This window comes from Candidatus Hikarchaeum yamanae (assembly GCF_009889665.1).
GTDB classification, from domain to species: domain Archaea; phylum Halobacteriota; class Halobacteria; order Halobacteriales; family Hikarchaeaceae; genus Hikarchaeum; species Hikarchaeum yamanae.
On record NZ_WTZR01000003.1, the window covers coordinates 104,259 to 119,987 of the forward strand.

A 15,729-nucleotide genomic window follows, 5' to 3' on the forward strand; every position below is an offset into this window, starting at 1 on the left:
TCCCATTTCACAATCCTATTGCGGATGTCAGCGAAATGCCAGCCACGATCGACCCTACTAGGTATCCTATGATTGCACCGCCATTAAGAAACGGAAGTCCTGCGTGAGCTCTTCCCTTGTTCACCAACCATAGCAGTATAATTAACCCTCCTATCGTCCCAACCATGCTTCCCACTACTGGCATACTTATTGGTATCCTCAAAAAGATGTAAGGTGCTTCTGAAAAACACGCTGCGCTTGCTACCATTATCGTAGGCAGTATCAAATCCCCCAGACCTATGTAAAAAGCCTCCCTTTCCTTTTTCCTATCTGCCTCCATACCATCTTTGAAAAATGAATACTCAAGTGAAAACGGTACTATCAATATTAATGGCAATTTCAACCTGCTAATCTCCTCTGCTAACGTTAACATATGCTTAGTCTTGTACACACTTATGACATCATAAATAATCAAAAATATCAATAAAATTAACGCAGGCAATGGGCCAAAACTAATTCCGAATAAACCTGCCGCACTGGCACTTACTATTATTCCTGCTCCATCGATAACATACCATTCTGGATATACAAACAACGCAATGCAGAGGCCTCCTGCCAATATCAAAGCAATCATTTCTGTGGGCCCTCTCGGCACTATCCACTCTGCCACAACCACAAAGGCGTACCACGATATAAACCCACACATCGATATTATCACAAGACGAATCAGGAGATCCATCTCTTGTCTCATTGTGTATAACAAAATCCCAGTAGCCACAAGAACCACTGCCAAGTAGAGTACTCCATTCAGAGGGTCGTCTGGATTCTCAACTGACTGATAACCTTCTTCTAAAAATGGATTGATAAGTGATATTGCCCCCATTTGAACTATCAATACAAAAGCTAGTATTACTCCCACCGCAATTATTTTCTTGTGTTCTATTTTCATTTTCCCTCGATTTCTGGATATGCCTTCAACGAGAATACAAACGTTTTTTCAGTATGCTCTTCGCACCCTCTTTAATTTTAATAACCATGTATGGTCTGGAAACTGGTCCAATCACGTCGACAATACGTCCCACATTCTCTAATTTTTCATCGATAACTTTCGTCCCTATTTTTGGACGTGTTTGATCCTCTCCTTGTACTATTGCTATCGAACCTGTAATTGTTTTGACCTCACCTATTCTCTTCATTTCTAATCGCCTTTACGTATGCCGCAACAGCTTGAATTATATCATTCTTCGCCGAATCACTTGAGTTCTTTACCCTTACTCGACCTGTCATTACCCATGGCTGTCGTGAATATGATTTCTCCTGTTCGATTTCCGAAGAATATCCTATCTTTTTCAATGCCAGCTCTATCTCCTCTACTGTTGGACTTTCAACTGCAAGATTCTCTGGAACACGCCTACCCCCCGCTCTAGTTTTTTGAGAATCTAAATATGCTGGGTAGATGAGCTTGTCCACCATACTCTGATCTGGTTTCCCTCTGAATTTATACTTCTTCTTTTCTCAACTATCTTAATTTTATAGCCGCTAATACAACACTTATTTATTTAATCCAAATTTAATTGTGTATCAATGCGTTACATTCACCGCGTAACTGCTTGGTGCTTAACTCTTTCCACTCTATTGATTATAGTCTCTTTAGTTAGTTCTGGAATTGGCCCCGTCAAGTTGTCTTCTAATTTATTTCTCAAAGTTATGCTCACTATTTTCTTCGGTGAAACCAATCTTCTCACTCCTACTGATATGACCATTTTGGTAACTCTGAGATTACCCCGTATAATTCTCGCTGCTATAGTGGGATTCGCACTAGCAGCAGCCGGAACCGTTATGCAAGGGTTTTTTAGAAATCCCATGGCCGACCCGTCTATTATCGGTGTGTCCGCAGGAGCTGCAACTGGAGCAGTAGCAGTGATAGCCTTTGGACTTTCTATTCCATTTGGTATTGAAATTGCAGCTATCATTGGAGCACTTGTAGCTGCGTTTTTTGTTTTCTATGTTTCCACCGAAAAAGGACACACACCCGTTGCAACACTTTTACTTGCTGGAATTGCAGTCCAAACATTTCTCGGAGCTGTAGTATCCCTTTTACTCCTTCTCAGTGGAGAAAATCTTCGGCAAGCAATCTTTTGGTTGATGGGACATCTCCACACCGCAAATTGGATTGATATTTCTTTCACTTTACCCCTCGTCTTACTTGGATTTTCATTCTTATTTTTGTTCACCCGAGATTTGAATGCCCTTTACCTTGGGGAAGAAAGTGCGCACAGTTTAGGTATAAACGTAGAACAAACGAAGAGACTACTCTTAGGAGTGGCAAGTCTCCTAACTGCAGTCGCGGTTTCCGTATCTGGAATAATCGGGTTTGTTGGACTCATCATTCCTCATATAATGCGTATTATAGTTGGACCAGACCATCGTATACTACTCCCCACAAGCGCACTATCTGGGGCTATATTTCTAGTTATAGCCGATACCGTAGCTAGATCTGGTGTCGCAGAAGTACCAGTTGGAGTTGTCACAGCACTAGTAGGGGCTCCATTTTTTATTTATTTATTGCGCAATAGAGGGGGGTCTGTATGATGACTTCTATAAAAGTGGAAAATGTTTCTGTTCATATCGACAATATGCCTATATTAAAAAATATAAGTACAAACTTTGATGAATCCAAATTCATTGGGATCGTGGGTCCTAATGGGTCTGGAAAAACTACACTTTTGAGAGTATTGAATGGACATATTACTCCTGCCCAAGGAAATGTCTATGTGGGGTCTGAATCGATAACCCAGCTTTCCGCACATCAGATAAGTAAAAAAATTGCTGTAGTTCCTCAAAACACGATGGTTTCTTTTGATTTCACTGTACGAGAAATTGTAGAAATGGGTCGTTATCCTCATAGTCCACGTTTCGGAGGATTCGATTCGCACACTGATATCGTTACTTGGGCAATCAAACAAACTGACCTATCAACACTTTCTGAACGAACTATAAATTCATTAAGCGGTGGCGAAAAAGCACGTGTCTTCATAGCCAGAACACTCGCCCAAGAAACTCCAATCCTCTTACTTGATGAACCAATAGCAAGTCTTGATTTTCGTCATACTGCGCGTATTCTTTCTCTCATTAAAGATCAGGTTGATACTTTTAAAAAAACCGCCATCGTAGTTTTACATGATTTGGAATTGGCAGCTAATTTTTGCGACCAACTCCTCTTACTATCTGAAGGTGAAATTTTATCCATGGGGGCTCCCAAATCTGTTCTAACTCGTAGAAATATTCAGGAGGCATTTGACACAAATGTTTCTATAGAGACTCACCCACTCACTGGTCTCTTAACAATCAATGTGATTGACTAAACCCCCACTCATTGGAACTGCGTTTAAATGCAGATGTTTGTTATAATTTTTACAACCAGGAAAATATACTAATACCTTTCCCTCTTCTGTCCATACAATAAAATGAATTCAATTCTCTCCGATAGCGCACTTAAATTTTTAGATTTGATATCTCCCAAACCCACTGAAATTTTACTAGAAATGGAACTCCTAGCACAAGAGAGGAATTTCCCCACCGTTGGTCTCCAAGCTGGAAGGGCAATAGAGCTCATCACTACTATGTCTGGTGCAACAAGAGCATTTGAATTTGGTTCAGGATTCGGCTACTCTGCATATTGGATCGCACGCGGACTCCCCTCTGACGGATCTGTTGTATTAACGGACCGGGACCAAGCCGAATTAGATCTAGCCCGCGATTTTCTCACTCGGGCAAACCTTTCCGACAAAGCAATATTTGAAATAGGCGAAGCCCGCAAAATTTTTGATAACTATTCTGAACAATTCGATCTAATTTTATTTGACCATTATAACCAAGACTATCTACTAGACTTCCATGCTGTAAAGCATAAACTTCTTCCTGGAGGTGTTATAATCGCCGACAATGCTATGTCGGGGTTGACAGTGAGTTTCGAAGGTTTGATCTCCTTTTTCGACCCGGATTCCGACGACCCGCCACTCAATGAAAATACCATGGGAACTGCAAATTACCTACTTGAACTGAAAAAAGATCCCTCCCTCACAACATTCGTCATACCCATTGGAGATGGACTAGTTGTAAGCGTACGCACCTAATTTTTGCACCCCATTTTCATTTCAACGTACACGATCCCGTGTATTCCACATCTTTAATATTTTTTATAATTGGTTCCTTCCCACAAATAGGACAATTTGGATTCTTCCTGATGTTCGTCTCTTCAAACGACATATTCAACGCATTGTATTCTATGATTCTTCCTTGCACCAATTCTCCTATTTTTGCAACATTTTTTATGGCCTCTGTCGCTTGTATGCTCCCTATCACCCCTGCAACACTACCCAAAACTCCTGCAGTCGCACAATCAAGAACAGTCCCCGGAGGTGGGGCGGTTTTAAACAAACATCTATAACATGGAGAACTGTCCGTTTCTGGGAATGTCATTACCCTCCCTGAAAACCTGAGAACTGCCCCATAACTATATGGTTTTTTGGATAAAGTACAAGCGTCATTTATTAAAAAACAACTCTCAAAATTATCAGTACCATCGACTATGAAATCATACCCTTCAATCAAATCTAGAATGTTGTTGGGATTTACTTCTGTATGGTGCACTTTCACCTTTACATCTGGATTTATGCCATTTACAAATCTACTTGCACATTCAACCTTTGGCCTTCCTATGTCCTTTACCCCATAGATAATTTGTCTATGGAGATTGGAAATTTCCACGGAATCTCCATCTGCTATCCCCATGGTTCCAACACCTGCAGCAGCCAGATATTGGATCACAGGTGCCCCCAGTCCTCCTGCACCTATGACTAATATCTTACTTCTTAATATGGCATCCTGCCCTTCTGGTCCGATCTCTTCCATTATAATTTGCCTAGAATATCTCTCTAGCCTTTCTCGATCGAGGTTTGGACCATCCATCTAGTTACTTAGACCGCTTTTGGGATAAATACACAGCTAATTTTATCTAAGTTTTATACCCTCGATAAATGCTTTTAAGTCCCCCTCTCTGTTACTCAATACTATGTCAAAGACTGGGAGTATCACCTCCATGGAGCTAAATGACAAAATAGAAGCAGGTGAAAACGTGCAAATAATCGATGTTCGACCCGAACAGGATTATATATCTGGCCATATACCTGGATCGATTAATCTGCCTCTTTCTCATTTTGCGAGAGACATTTCTACTATAACTTTTGAACCTAGTATCGTAGTTGTTTGTGCAATAGGCGAAAGTTCTCTACAAGCTATACGTTTATTAAATTCTTATAGCGCCGTTCCCCAAGAAACTGAAATTTTGAATCTTATAGGTGGATACCACCATTGGATTTTTTCCATCTCTCCTACTTAAATTTCCAATACCTTTTCTACTTCAAACTCCCCACCGAAATTGATATATCACTTCTGTCTAGTATTGCGAGTATATGGCAATTGAATTCGACATAGATGGAGATATTTTCACAGCCCAACTCCTTGAAAAAGACGCTCCAGAGTCTACCAAAGCATTCCGTTCTCTCCTCCCCCTGGAATCAAAACTTTTCCACGTTAGGTGGAGCGGATTTGCTGTTTGGATTGACATAGACGATATAGAACTTCCAAATTTACCTCGTGAAAATCATACAGTTTATCCCTCTATTGGGGATGTATTGCTGTATCCTGGATTTCGCAGTGTGAAAGAAATACTGATATCTTGTGGACCAACGTGTTTCAAAAGTACCGCAGGAGAATTGGCAGGTAACCACATAGCCACTCTTGACGCCTCTCGAAAAGAACTAATAGAATTGGAACTCTCATCACTTGAGCATGGATCAAAACCGGTGACCATCCGGGAAATCTAAATTTCCTTTAGGAGCATTTTCACATCTGATATAAGCGTTTCTGAGTCTACAAAAACCAACTTCAACATCGGTTCTTTACCATCTGCACCTCTGTCAATTACCTTCGCTACGAGTGGCCCCTGATCACTAAACACCTCTCTCGCACCCCATTCCATAGTGTTGCCTTCATTTTCTCTGATAGATTTTTCTTGATCCATCCGATTATATTCTTTTGTTTCCCAACCAATTTTTTCAATTCCTAATTCAATTTTTTCATTAAATTTACAATTCATGGCAAACCTCAAATAAGGGTGGTATTCTCTAGCCTCCTTTAGAAACCTCGCAACATGACTAGACGCCCCAAAAACAACCCCATCTCCTATATTTACCCCCCTAGATGTTTTTGTAATTCTCCCTTCCACTCCTGCCATTTCTTCGATACTTTCTGCATATGGGGTAGACCCCACAATATTCATCCCGACTTCAGGAACTAGTGGCCGTATTTCCAGTCGAACCAATTCCGACACGATGGACCTAATGGTCTCTATCGTCGCCTGTCTCTCCCCCTTCTCCCTTAACTCGACGAGATGGTGAATGGTTCCTGGTCCTCTTCCCACATCTATAGGATATCGCAGCGCACGTTCGACAAACGCTATACTTTCACAGACTGCATCTTCGATAGTTTCTCCTTTCGCTACATTCGCAGTAATCGCACTTGACAACGTGCATCCCGACCCATGCGTTATGTCCGAATCTATCCATTCATGTTCTATCTGAATATTCCCCTCTTTTGTCACCAAAATATCTACAACCGTATCTCCTTTGATATGTCCGCCCTTTACCAACACATTTTCGGTACCCATTTTGAGTATCTTCTCACCCGCATCAATAGCATCCGATATGTTCCTTATCTCCATCGCTGCCAATACTCCTGCTTCATCGGCATTTGGAGTTACAATTTGAGAATTTTTAATTAACTCTTTGTACGCCTCTTCTGCCCCACTTTCTAGCAATGCATCCCCGGAGGTAGCCACCATAACAGGGTCTACTATAAGTGGGAATTCAAAACTTTTCGAACGTCTCGCAATCATCTCTATGTTTTGAGTGTTAGCTAGCATACCGGTCTTCGCCGCACTCACTTCAAAATCAGACAAAATAGAATCTATTTGAGCTCCCACTTCTGCAACCGGTATTACCATAACGGAATCTACTCTCCTTGTATTTTGTGCCGTAATTGAAGTAATGGCACAAGTTCCAAACACACCTAATGACTCCATAGTTTTAAGATCCGCCTGAATACCTGCACCACCACCCGAATCACTCCCTGCTATGCTCAAAACTACTGGTGGATAAATAGGGGCAATTTTTCTTTTATTGGACTTTTTATCCATAATTCCTTTACCTATTAATTTTCTGCCCGATCCCATATACTTTTGTACTACTAACTCTTGATGGGATACCATGCAATCCGTAGTTTTCCTCTCAATTTTATTTTTACTGCTAGCAAGTTTTACCGCACTTGGATTTTGGCATTCTCGAGGGCGAGTCAAATCAGTTGAAGATCTGATAACTGCAAGAAATTCTATTGGTAGGGGTGCAATTACTGCAACACTCATCTCTTCTGTTATGGGTGTGTGGATCCTATTCATCCCTGCAGAAGCAGGAGCAGTTTTTGGAGGCGTTTCTGCAATAATTGGTTATGGTATAGGTGAAGCATTGCCTCTCTTAACTTATGCAAAACTCGGCCCAAGAATTCGAAAACTTATTCCAAACGGACACAGCCTCACCGAATACGCATACGTTCGATATGGCCCAACTGCGTACTTCCTAGTCTTAGTTGTTAGTATTTGTTATATGCTCCTCTTCCTCTCCGCAGAACTCACCGGAATGACCGGGGTTCTAGAATTAATTATGGAAATACCACGATGGCAATCTGCTCTTATGATCATCTTTTTTGTACTCTTATATACGGGGTACGGTGGAATCCGAGCTAGTATCTTCACCGATACAATCCAGACACTTTTAATTTTACCTTTGATGATCGCATTTGCCCTTTTCATTGTTTACACTCTAGGTGGAACTACCACTATCTATACAAACGTCTTTTCTGTCGACCCCAATCTGCTCAATCCCGGATTTAAGACCGGACTCTTTTTCGGGTTCTGGGTGGCGATCGCAATATTGTCTGCAGAATTGATGAACCAAACTTGGTGGCAAAGAATCTATGCATCTCAAGACGATTCGAATCTCCAAACCTCTTTTATCGCAGCGGCATTGATCAATATGTTCATCGTCATACTCGCGGGTTTATTCGGAGTCATAGCACGAGGTCATGTGGACCTCATAACTGACCCATCCAACCCCGGGTATAATGCTAGTTCTTCCCTCTTTCTACTATTCCAAACCGTTTCCCCAGAACCCATACTAGTGGGCGTTCTCATCTTAGCAATTCTATTGACAATTGGATCTGCCGATTCTTTATTAAACGCTCTTTCGAGCCTTATCACGGCAGACCTTCCTAAATATTTCAATACACCTTCGGACAATTCCTTGCGCTTCAGCGCCCGAATTCTCACTGTTATAGTAGCCTTCGTCGCAATTTATATTAGTCTTCAAGCACGAAGCGTTCTTGGATTATTCTTACTAGCAGATTTACTTTGTGCCGCGGTAGCAGGCCCATTTTTATATGGACTTTACTCAAAAAAGACGACAGGGTCTGGATTTTTAATTTCTTCTATAAGTGGTTTGGTGGTTGGAATTATTTACTTCCCAAACCAAACCATTTCTTCGTTTCTTGGTTCCATCCCTTATTATGGATCCATACATCCCACTCCTAATTTCCTCTTGGCTTTCTTCGGGGCAGCATTCATTTCGACCTCTCTAACCGTCATCTTTTCTTACGGGAAATACTATCTCCCTCCAAAGATATTTTCACATGAGGATTTTGATTTCGAACGGTTAACCACAGAGATTAAAGACCTACACGACCCCTCCACTACTAAAAAGAAATAGACTATATGCCTAATTCCGCGTAAAACTATGTCCCTAAATTTATCATTTGCCAATTCCTGGAAATCCCACCTCTCTCAAATAGGACCTTCCTGGATAGTAGGGGCCATCGCCGCGGGACCTGCGACCATGGCTGCAGTCATAACTGCAGGAGCAACATTCGGTCATGTTTTTCTTTGGATAGTAATTCTATCTGCAGTTCTAGGTTCTCTAGCACAATATCTTTCCATGCGGCTGGGATTATTAACCGAGGCCGGCATCATCCAAACGGTTGAAAAAAATTTAGGTGGGAATTGGGCCTGGCTTCTAGTAATCGATGTAGTATTTTGCGCAGGTATAGCACAAATTATCATTATGAAAGGAGTCGCTGATATAAGCGAAATAATCACCGGTGTCGACTCTCGGTTATGGGGCATCATGTGGGCAATTATACTTGCGGTTGGACTCGCAGGAAAAGGGTATCGTTTCATAGAATTAGTAGCGAAAATTCTCGTTTGTACTATTGTACTAATTTTTATATTTTCCCTCTTCATCGTACCTATCAATCTATCGGATGCTGTGAGTGGTATCATCCCCTCTTTCCCAACCGGAGTCGGCGGAGCTTTAGTGGCCGCTGGAATCTTGGGCGGTGCCGTCCATGTTTCCCTGATCACTGTTCATTCCTATGTAATGATGGCTAGAAACTGGACTAAAAATGATTACTCTCTAGCTTCATTCGATATCGGGGCATCTATGCTGGTTGCATTTGGCATCTATAGTGTGGCAATTTTTCTTGTTGCGGCTAGTGTTCTTCATTCTCCCACCATTGATCCCAGTGACCTTACTGCTGTGAAAGCAGCTCAGATATTGGGTCCCATTGCAGGCTCAAACGCAACCTGGCTGTTTTTACTTGGACTTTGGGGTGCGGGAATTTCCACTCTAGGTGGAAATACACTCGTTCCCCTTTATCCACTCGCAGATAAATTGGGATGGTCATTTGATGGATCTCCTGACTCTTCTCTCCCCTCCATGTTCAACAAACTTATACGTCGACCCCTTGACCAACCGATAGCAATATCGAGGCACAGACTCTTACTCGTGTTCTTTGCTCTCTTTTCCGCTAGTGGTGCATTCATATCTGGCTCATTTTTCTCATTACTGGTGGTAGTATTGGCACTCGGACTTGTCGGAACTCCCTTTGCATTACTCATTGTTCTATATCTCCTGAATAGCTCCGCAGTCTCTGATAGAACCCATCCCATTATTAATCTCGGAGGAATCGCTTTGATTATTATTACTTCTTCTGTCGCTGCAGCTTACATATTAAATAACCATCTCGAATCTGCAATTTCCAATCCAATCTCCCTATCTGGTATGGCCGTTATATTTTCGACTATTCTTTTCTTCTCAATGCTACTCTTGATTCTCAAATTTATTCTCACCGAATCTCCTCTCGCCCCGACTAGTATCAATGAATGATTTACCATTTCCTCTCGATGGATCCACTCTGATCACTGGCCCCTCGAACACCGGAAAAACAATGCTCACGTCCCAGGCTCTCTCCAATTGGATCTCCAAAAACGGATCTGAAAATATTATCATTTTGGAGTTTGGCCCCGAATATTCCCACAATGGAAAAATACTAGGGAGGCACCTCTCTCGTTTCATAGATTTCCCCCCTGATATTTGGTATGGATATTTGGAAACATATGCTCCTCGTGCAGAAGGTAGGGACCTTACTGAATCTATGGAACTAGCAGCTATCAATGTCGAAAGAGCTTCGTTTTTATTGGATACTCTCCCTCCGCATCCTACAGCTGTTTTTGTAAACGACGCAACAATTCCCCTCCAATCCCCTTCCACCAATTTTGAAACTTTGGTTGGCTACTGTGACCAAGCGGATTGTGCAATCTTGAACGCATTTACAGGAAACGAATTAGGATATGGAGATCCCATTTCTCAGTCCGAAATATCTTCTATAAGTGCCTTGGAAAATTGGGCAGATCGCTGCGTAACTCTCCCTCTTTAATTCTTCCATTTAATATGGAAATCTACAACTCTATTTTCTCAAATCTTCTAGTAGTTTTTTAGAGTGATCTGCTACCTTGACCTTCAAATACGTCTGAATAATTTTCCCCTTGGAATCTACCACGTATGTATTTCTTTTAACTCCCATATATGTTTTCCCGTACATTTTTTTCTCTCCATATGAATCATACATCTCACCGACTTTCCCCCCTTCATCACTCAAGAGATCAAATGGAAGATTATATTTGGCATGGAATTTCGCCACCTTTGCGACCGGGTCATCACTTATTCCCACAACTCCTATGTTCTCCTCTTCAAATTCAGTCCAATCATCTCTAAAACCACAGGCCTCTGTAGTGCAACCCGGAGTATCTGCCCTTGGGTAGAAATATATTACTAAACTTCTGCCCTCGAAGTCTTTCAATTCGACTGTTTCCCCATTTTGGTTCAACAAACTAAACGGTGGCGCAGATTCTCCTACATTTGGCATTATGTATATCTTTTCATCAAGAATAAGTATAATAGTTACTCTTTTTACACTTAAGTATGTAAAAACGCCTTCGAAGCCTATAAATCCGCATACCATTAATCTATACAAGTATGCCGAAAAGTCTACAAGGATTTATCGAAGAAGTCAGCGATGAAGTTCTCACCGTTGATCGAGAGATCCGCCCGGACCTATTTGAAGCAAGTGCTGTACTAGCTTATCTAGAAAAGCGCAGTGAATGGCCTCTTGTCCATTTCACCAATCCACTCGGTATCAATGGAGTGGACACTGCACCTGGAAAGGTAACTCTAGCGAGCAATGTTTTCGCAGACCGAAAACGTCTAGCTCGAGCACTTGGTATGCCACGTAGCCAATACCGAATGGAATTGGCACTTGAAATGGCACGCAGAGAACGGGAAGCAATAGCACCCGAAATAATCAAACCAAAAGATGCACCTGTAAAGGAAGTTAGCCAAGTAAAAGAGTATGGAGAAGTTCGAATAGACAAATTGCCTATGATGCGGATAAACGAAATGGATCCTGCTCCTTATTTCGACATGGCAAATGTCATGCGTGGTCCTGAAGACCAAGAAGACGATCTAAACGAAGGAAATCCCTTTTACAACAGTGCGTTCCTACGAACTCAATACAAAGGACCTGACAAACTCGGAATTCACATGTCACCCCGTCATAACCACCGAATTGTCGCAGAAAATTGGAAGAAAGATGAGCCCACCCCTGTGGCCATTGTCCTCGGACACCATCCTGCATATTATCTAGGCTCTTTGACCCTTGCAGCATATGGTATTGATGAATACGGTGTCATGGGTGCTGTCATGGATGAGCCACTTCGACTCGTTCCTTCAGAAACCTGGGGCGACGATTTCATGGTACCTGCAGATGCCGAGATAGTTTTAGAAGGTGAGATACCTCCTCATGAACTTGAAGCAGAAGCACCATTTGGTGAGTACCCTGGATACTATGGTCCTATGAGAATGCGTCCTGTAATCAATGTAACAAACATAACTCGACGTGAAAACGCAGTGTTACAGACCGTTTTCGCAGGATACCGTGACCACTGGCTCGCAGGAACTTTATCCAAAGAAGCAGGAATGTACAACGCTCTCAAGCACTATGGTAGGATCCCTTACCTCACAGCTTGCCACCAACCACCTAGTGGCTGTGGCCGATTCCGGGCGTATGTATCTATAGCAAAACAATCAGAAGGAGAAGGTAAAATGGCAGGACTTGCAGCGTTAGCACAAACTGACCAAATCCTCAAAGAAGTCGTTGTTGTCGACGATGATATTGATGTATTTAACGAAGCCCAAGTCCAATGGGCCATCTCAACAAGATGCAGGTTCGATCAAGATATTGATATCATCCCTGGAGCAAAGAACAACACATTGGATCCAACAATAGCACCTGGCTATGATGTAAAAGGACCAAAAATGATCATTGACGCAACTCAACCACTCGAGTACGCTTACGCAGCTAGAGTAAATGTCCCAGACGACATCAAAGCGGTCGTAGAAGACAACCCTGCAGAATGGATTAACGAATCTGATCTACAGAGTTATCGCGCCTTAGGTGGAGATGGGGAGTTGGGTGATTTCAAAACGACCATCGTTCACAAAAAAGGAGGTAAAAAATAATGGTAGGTATATTCTGGTGCACATGTCCTAAGTGTAGCGGCGAATTCATGGCCCAAACTGCAGATTTTAGAGGTACTGGAAATCAAATGATGTGCCCATTCTGTAGCCATTGGTTCACAGACGACGAAGCGGCTAAAATCGTAAGTCACGGAGAACGCGGCGCTACCGGCGGACATCTGTAGTTTCCCCCGAATTTCTTCTTTTTTCTTTCTAACGTTTTCTGTTACTCTTATTCTTCAATCTACATTTTTGAGTGTATATTTATATATTCCAATATATCATTTTATAATCGACTAATATTAATATTAGGTATGACTAAATATAAATTGGAGTGAATAAAAATCTAAACCAAAACAAGCGAAATCATCGCGAGAAGAATCTTCTTTCGTTACCTCGAGAGCGTTTACTAGGGGGCTACCATGGCAGACTTCTACTAATCCTCACCCTAGGTGCTGCATTAGCTAAATTTGCCAAATTAGTGTTGCCTCCGTTGTTACCTGTAATCGCGATTGATTTATCTATTACTCCAGTTCTAGCAGGTGGTGCACTTTCACTCCTTACATTGACATCCGCATTTCTCCAGTACCCTGGAGGAAAGTTTTCGGATCACCTGTCACGAAAAACAGTGCTCGTCGTCAGCATTTTTTTCCTGATAACTGGTAGTATATTACTATTATCCGCCCCTTCGTATTGGGTATTTGTTGTAGGCGTTATTATTATTGGAGCATGCGATGGGTTATTTCATATACCTGCGCGATCCTTACTTTCTGATTTTTATGTAACTAAGCGTAATCGCGCATTTGGGATTCACTTAATCGCTATCGACATAGCTGGCATCCTCGCGGCCTTGGTTGCGATAGTAGCCGTAGCGACTTGGCGTGCCGTTTTTATCCCTGTACTTTTTGCAGCGATAGGAGTACTGATTCTGTATCACACTTCTAGCCGTGGCCACTACGTATTTCATTCAGTATCCCTCGAGTTCACTTCGACAATGAAGAGACTTTTCCATTCGAGTTCTATCAGAAAATTAATCTTTGTTAATGGACTGTTCTCCTTCGTATTCCAAGGATTCATAGGATTTCTTCCCCTCTTTTTGCAAGCTTACCATGGATTTTCCCCCGCATTTGCAGCTGCAGGATTTGCACTATTATTCGTCATTGGACTATTCATCAAACCCATATCTGGTGAATTAGCCGATCGCTTTGGAGGGGCTCCAATCACAATCGTATCTTTGTTTCTAATAGCAGTAGGTATTTTGTCTCTACTAGTATTCTCCAATCTCTTCATTCTACTCGGTGGGATAGCCCTTGTAGCCGTAGGGCAAAAAGCTTTCACACCACCTATGCAATCAATACTTCTAGATGCAGTTTCACAGGAAAGCAATGCTGGAGATTATGGTGCAGTGCGAACCATATTCTTTGGAATTGGAAGTATGGGGCCTTTATACATTGGGATCATGGCAAGCATACTTGGATATGAATTTGCATTTGCAGGATTTATACTCTGCATGCTCCTCGGTGCTTTTATGTTATTCGAGTTAGGTACAAAATACAATCACAACTCTGCTAACGCCGCACCCTGATCATTTTTATTCTCTTCGGACTTATGTTCTCCTATGAATACCCTAGTCACCGGTGGAACTGGAAGCATTGGTGCATGGGTAGCCCATGAATTACTGAATCGTGGTCACACCCCTATAATTTTTGATATCAATATCCGAGAACAATTCCTAGATGACATCTCCGAAAAAATCCAATTCGTAGAAGGGGATATCACTAATTATGATTCTATTCTCAACTGCGTCTCTAACTACAATGTCGACCGGATAATCCACCTAGCTAAAATTTTACCTGCCTATTCTGAAGAACGCCCCATCCATGCCCTTAATGTGAATGTATCTGGAACTGGAAATGTTCTAAAAGCGGCAGTCAACGCCGGCATAAAACGGGTAGTTTTCTCAAGCTCCAAATCTGTCTTTGACACGATCACTGAAGAATATGGACCTCCCCTTTTCAAGCCACTTCCTATTGATTATCCAAAGTTTTCTAGAACCTCTTTGGACCATGTTCCCTTTTACACCATTACAAATAAAATGGTAGAATATTTTGCAATACGATATTCTCGCGCCAACGACCTTGAGTTGGTAATAACACGTTTTGGCAGCACTTGGGGTCCTGGGAAACTTCAAACACAACACGAGGTATATGATAAAAACCCACAATCCACCGGCGGGTGGTTAATCTGTCGTATGATCGAAAGTGCAGTATCTGGGTCCTCGATCGATGTCAATGCCTCCCAATTAAAAACAGATAATGTGGTTTATACAAAAGATGTCGCACTGGGGGTGACACTCGCAGCCTTAAGCGACAATGTCCACTTCACCTCTGGATATCGGGAATTTTTACTCGATGCTGGCTGTGTTTTTAATCACAAAGATTTCGCCGAGGCCCTATGCGAACTTTACCCTAGTTTTAATCTAAATGTCAACGAAGACGATGGTGGAATGGCTTCGCACAGGGACGGTGTTGCTTGCCGATTTGATCTCTCTAGATCTAAAGAAGAACTAGGATATTCTCCCCAATTCGCAGACGTCAAAACCGCAGTTAACGATTACATAAAAACATCTGAAAAATACTCACAATAAATCTCTCTCCTAATGGGGTGTATGGAATACTCTTCTATCTAGCCCCATCCACCACCGCCATGACCTCCGCCACCACCGCCA

18 protein-coding genes are annotated in these 15,729 nt (G+C 42.1%); 12 read left to right on the plus strand and 6 right to left on the minus strand.

Going from position 1 to position 15,729, the window contains the following annotated elements; translation table 11 throughout:
• Positions 1 to 7 precede the first annotated feature (7 nt).
• Genes ACM9H2_RS02505 through ACM9H2_RS02515 form a run of 3 tightly spaced genes read right to left on the minus strand, consistent with a single transcriptional unit; the run spans position 8 to position 1,452 of the window.
• Positions 8 to 928 (minus strand): presenilin family intramembrane aspartyl protease PSH, encoded by a 921-nt coding sequence (locus ACM9H2_RS02505; RefSeq protein ID WP_415487856.1) that lies wholly within the window; start codon positions 926 to 928, stop codon positions 8 to 10.
• A 25-nt stretch (positions 929 to 953) separates the two neighbouring features.
• Entirely contained in the window at positions 954 to 1,175 is a 222-nt protein-coding gene (locus ACM9H2_RS02510; protein ID WP_415487858.1) for an H/ACA ribonucleoprotein complex subunit GAR1, read from the minus strand.
• Positions 1,159 to 1,452, minus strand: a complete 294-nt coding sequence (locus ACM9H2_RS02515) for a signal recognition particle subunit SRP19/SEC65 family protein (protein ID WP_415487860.1) — start codon at positions 1,450 to 1,452, stop codon at positions 1,159 to 1,161. Before ACM9H2_RS02515 ends, ACM9H2_RS02510 begins: the two co-directional genes overlap by 17 nt.
• A 111-nt stretch (positions 1,453 to 1,563) precedes the next feature.
• On the opposite strand from ACM9H2_RS02515, the gene ACM9H2_RS02520 reads away from it, so the two are divergent.
• The 3 genes from ACM9H2_RS02520 (at position 1,564) to ACM9H2_RS02530 (ending at position 4,115) form a co-directional block, all read left to right on the plus strand.
• Entirely contained in the window at positions 1,564 to 2,571 is a 1,008-nt protein-coding gene (locus ACM9H2_RS02520; protein WP_415487862.1) for an iron chelate uptake ABC transporter family permease subunit, read from the plus strand.
• Positions 2,568 to 3,344: an ABC transporter ATP-binding protein gene (locus ACM9H2_RS02525; RefSeq protein ID WP_415487864.1), complete on the plus strand. Its 777-nt coding sequence runs from the start codon at positions 2,568 to 2,570 to the stop codon at positions 3,342 to 3,344. Before ACM9H2_RS02520 ends, ACM9H2_RS02525 begins: the two co-directional genes overlap by 4 nt.
• 102 nt (positions 3,345 to 3,446) lie before the next feature.
• Positions 3,447 to 4,115 carry an O-methyltransferase gene (locus ACM9H2_RS02530; protein WP_415487866.1) on the plus strand — a complete coding sequence of 223 codons (669 nt, stop codon included), beginning with the start codon at positions 3,447 to 3,449 and terminating at the stop codon, positions 4,113 to 4,115.
• 16 nt (positions 4,116 to 4,131) lie between these two features.
• Here ACM9H2_RS02530 and ACM9H2_RS02535 read toward each other — a convergent pair whose 3' ends face one another.
• Entirely contained in the window at positions 4,132 to 4,950 is an 819-nt protein-coding gene (locus ACM9H2_RS02535; protein WP_415487868.1) for a HesA/MoeB/ThiF family protein, read from the minus strand.
• Positions 4,951 to 5,080: 130 nt separating this feature from the next.
• On the opposite strand from ACM9H2_RS02535, the gene ACM9H2_RS02540 reads away from it, so the two are divergent.
• Positions 5,081 to 5,380: a rhodanese-like domain-containing protein gene (locus tag ACM9H2_RS02540; protein ID WP_415487870.1), complete on the plus strand. Its 300-nt coding sequence runs from the start codon at positions 5,081 to 5,083 to the stop codon at positions 5,378 to 5,380.
• A 73-nt stretch (positions 5,381 to 5,453) separates the two neighbouring features.
• A complete protein-coding gene (locus ACM9H2_RS02545) occupies positions 5,454 to 5,867 on the plus strand; it encodes a DUF3830 family protein (RefSeq protein ID WP_415487872.1) in 414 nt (137 codons plus the stop codon).
• On the opposite strand, the gene thiD is transcribed toward ACM9H2_RS02545, so the two are convergent.
• Positions 5,864 to 7,309, minus strand: coding sequence for a bifunctional hydroxymethylpyrimidine kinase/phosphomethylpyrimidine kinase (gene thiD / locus ACM9H2_RS02550; protein WP_415487874.1), 1,446 nt, complete (start codon positions 7,307 to 7,309; stop codon positions 5,864 to 5,866). The genes ACM9H2_RS02545 and thiD overlap by 4 nt on opposite strands.
• On the opposite strand from thiD, the gene ACM9H2_RS02555 reads away from it, so the two are divergent.
• From ACM9H2_RS02555 to ACM9H2_RS02565, 3 genes are read left to right on the plus strand one after another with little or no spacing between them, the layout of a single operon-like run.
• Positions 7,308 to 8,858 carry a sodium:solute symporter family transporter gene (locus ACM9H2_RS02555; protein WP_415487876.1) on the plus strand — a complete coding sequence of 517 codons (1,551 nt, stop codon included), beginning with the start codon at positions 7,308 to 7,310 and terminating at the stop codon, positions 8,856 to 8,858. The genes thiD and ACM9H2_RS02555 overlap by 2 nt on opposite strands.
• Positions 8,859 to 8,885: 27 nt before the next feature.
• Entirely contained in the window at positions 8,886 to 10,313 is a 1,428-nt protein-coding gene (locus tag ACM9H2_RS02560) for an NRAMP family divalent metal transporter (protein ID WP_415487878.1), read from the plus strand.
• A complete protein-coding gene (locus tag ACM9H2_RS02565) occupies positions 10,306 to 10,863 on the plus strand; it encodes a hypothetical protein (RefSeq protein WP_415487880.1) in 558 nt (185 codons plus the stop codon). The genes ACM9H2_RS02560 and ACM9H2_RS02565 overlap by 8 nt, the downstream gene beginning before the upstream one ends.
• 30 nt (positions 10,864 to 10,893) lie before the next feature.
• Here the strand turns inward: ACM9H2_RS02565 and bcp are convergent, their stop codons facing one another.
• Entirely contained in the window at positions 10,894 to 11,352 is a 459-nt protein-coding gene (gene bcp / locus ACM9H2_RS02570) for a thioredoxin-dependent thiol peroxidase (RefSeq protein WP_415487882.1), read from the minus strand.
• Between the two features lie 110 nt (positions 11,353 to 11,462).
• On the opposite strand from bcp, the gene ACM9H2_RS02575 reads away from it, so the two are divergent.
• The 4 genes from ACM9H2_RS02575 (at position 11,463) to ACM9H2_RS02590 (ending at position 15,648) form a co-directional block, all read left to right on the plus strand.
• Positions 11,463 to 13,004: a UbiD family decarboxylase gene (locus tag ACM9H2_RS02575; RefSeq protein ID WP_415487884.1), complete on the plus strand. Its 1,542-nt coding sequence runs from the start codon at positions 11,463 to 11,465 to the stop codon at positions 13,002 to 13,004.
• Positions 13,004 to 13,186, plus strand: coding sequence for a hypothetical protein (locus tag ACM9H2_RS02580; RefSeq protein WP_415487886.1), 183 nt, complete (start codon positions 13,004 to 13,006; stop codon positions 13,184 to 13,186). Before ACM9H2_RS02575 ends, ACM9H2_RS02580 begins: the two co-directional genes overlap by 1 nt.
• Positions 13,187 to 13,335: 149 nt before the next feature.
• A complete protein-coding gene (locus ACM9H2_RS02585; protein ID WP_415487888.1) occupies positions 13,336 to 14,586 on the plus strand; it encodes an MFS transporter in 1,251 nt (416 codons plus the stop codon).
• A gap of 33 nt (positions 14,587 to 14,619) precedes the next feature.
• Positions 14,620 to 15,648, plus strand: coding sequence for an NAD-dependent epimerase/dehydratase family protein (locus tag ACM9H2_RS02590; protein ID WP_415487890.1), 1,029 nt, complete (start codon positions 14,620 to 14,622; stop codon positions 15,646 to 15,648).
• Positions 15,649 to 15,729: the final 81 nt, after the last annotated feature.